The organism is Arthrobacter sp. Y3223164, assembly GCF_059091005.1.
The window spans coordinates 1-1,957 of the sequence record NZ_JBNHGF010000453.1 but is presented as its reverse complement, the minus strand read 5'-3'; the positions used below and the strand labels follow the sequence as shown (position 1 = coordinate 1,957).

The 1,957-nt window shown below is 69.3% G+C and carries 2 protein-coding genes; both read left to right on the top strand.

Annotated elements, in window-relative coordinates; all coding sequences use genetic code 11:
- The first annotated feature begins 213 nt into the window (after positions 1–213).
- The gene (locus AC5RUJ_RS15300) at positions 214–1,359 is read left to right on the top strand and encodes an adenosine deaminase (RefSeq protein WP_494026095.1); all 1,146 of its coding nucleotides are present in this window, start codon (positions 214–216) and stop codon (positions 1,357–1,359) included.
- A 7-nt stretch (positions 1,360–1,366) separates the two neighbouring features.
- On the top strand, positions 1,367–1,957 hold a 591-nt coding region (locus AC5RUJ_RS15295), incomplete at its 3' end, for a MazG nucleotide pyrophosphohydrolase domain-containing protein (protein ID WP_494156143.1).

The following is a 1,957-nucleotide window of genomic DNA, read 5'->3' as shown; positions in this document are numbered from 1 at the left end:
GCGGCCGCCGAGCGCCGGGACGCAGCAGTGGCGGCACGGCGCGATCCCGCCGACCAGCTGCCGGCAACGGGTTCGCGGACCGTCCGCTTCGAACCGTACGTTCCCCTGGCCGTGCCCTCCCGCAACCGTTCCGCCGCCGGACTCGACGACTGAACCCGGCGAGGGGATCCGCGCCGGTTCAGGCGTGCCCGGTGCTCGCGTAAGGTGGTGCCTGTGACTGAGCCTGAATACTCCGAAGACACCGCAGCCGACCTCGACGTCGACATCCGCAGCCTGCCGAAGGTTTCGCTGCACGACCACCTGGACGGCGGACTGCGCCCGGCCACCATCATTGAACTTGCCGCCGCCGAGGGCCACGAGTTGCCCTCCACCGACCCGGTGGCGCTCGGGGAGTGGTTCCGCGCGTCGGCGGATTCCGGCTCGCTGGTCCGCTACTTGGAAACCTTTGACCACACCATCGCCGTGATGCAGACCAAGGAAGGCCTGTTCCGCGTGGCCCGCGAATTCGTGGAGGACCTGGCCGACGACGGCGTGGTCTACGGCGAGGTCCGCTGGGCGCCCGAACAGCACCTAACCAAGGGCCTGACCCTGGACGAGGCGGTAGAGGCCGTCCAGGCAGGCCTGGAAGCCGGCGTGGACGCCGTGGAAGCCAGCGGCCGCCCCATCCAGGTGGGCCAGCTGGTCACCGCCATGCGGCATGCCGACCGCTCGCAGGAGATCGCAGAACTCGCCGTGCGCCACCGTGACCGGGGCGTGGTCGGATTCGACATCGCCGGAGCCGAGGACGGCTTCCCGCCCTCGCGCTTCAAGGACGCCTTCACCTACCTGGCCGAACAACAGTTCCCGGTGACAATCCACGCCGGCGAGGCGGCCGGAGTGGACAGCATCGTGGACGCGCTGGTCAGCGGCCGCGCGCTGCGGCTGGGCCACGGCGTCCGGATCGCCGAGGACATCCAGGTGGACTTCGGGCCCGACGACGAGGACGGCGAAGAGGTTGGCATGGTCACGCTGGGCCGGGTCGCCTCGTGGGTCCGCGACCGCGGCATCCCGCTCGAGTGCAGCCCGTCATCGAACCTGCAGACGGGCGCGATCGCCGTCTTCGGCGAGGGTATCCAGTCCCATCCGTTCGACCTGCTCTACCAGACCGGGTTCAAGGTCACGATCAACACCGACAACCGGCTGATGAGCGGAGTCACGCTCTCCGACGAATACGAGTTGCTGGTGGAAACCTTCGACTACGACCTGGACGACCTGCTGGAGATCACCCTCAACGCGGCCGAGGCCGCTTTCCTGCCGCTGGAAGAGCGTGAGGCGCTCATCGAGTTCATCGGCGAGGGCTTCAACAGCCAGCTGGGCTGACGCCGCGATGCCGCACGCCGGACACTCGTATGAGCGGGGGCCGCTCCCGGACGCCCCCGCCGAGTCCGGCCGGGGGGAGCTCCCGGACGCCCCCGCTGAGCCCGGCCGGGGGGAGGCGCTCGCCAGGCTGCTGGACGTCGTGGCACAACTGCGCGAACACTGCCTGTGGACCGCGGCGCTGACCCACGAGTCGCTGGTCGAGTACCTCGTGGAGGAAGCCCACGAACTGGCCGAAGCCATCGAAACCGGCCACACCGGCCGGGCCGACGTTGCCGAACTCAAGGGCGAACTGGCCGATGTGCTCTACCAGGTAGTGCTGCATGCCCGCCTGCAGGAAGAGCGGGGACACTTTGATTTCGACGCCGTGGCCGCCGAACTGACAGCCAAACTCATCCGACGGAACCGGCATGTCTTCCGGCCGGACGGGTCCCTGCAGGACAAGTTTCCGGAGACCATCGCCGAGATCGTGGCCGGCTACGACGCGGTCAAGGCGGCGGAAAACCCGGAGCGGACCACGCCGTTCGACGGGCTTCCGCACTCGCTGCCGGCGCTGGCGTTGGCAGCGAAATCGCTGGACCGCGCGGCCCGGGCGGGCAGC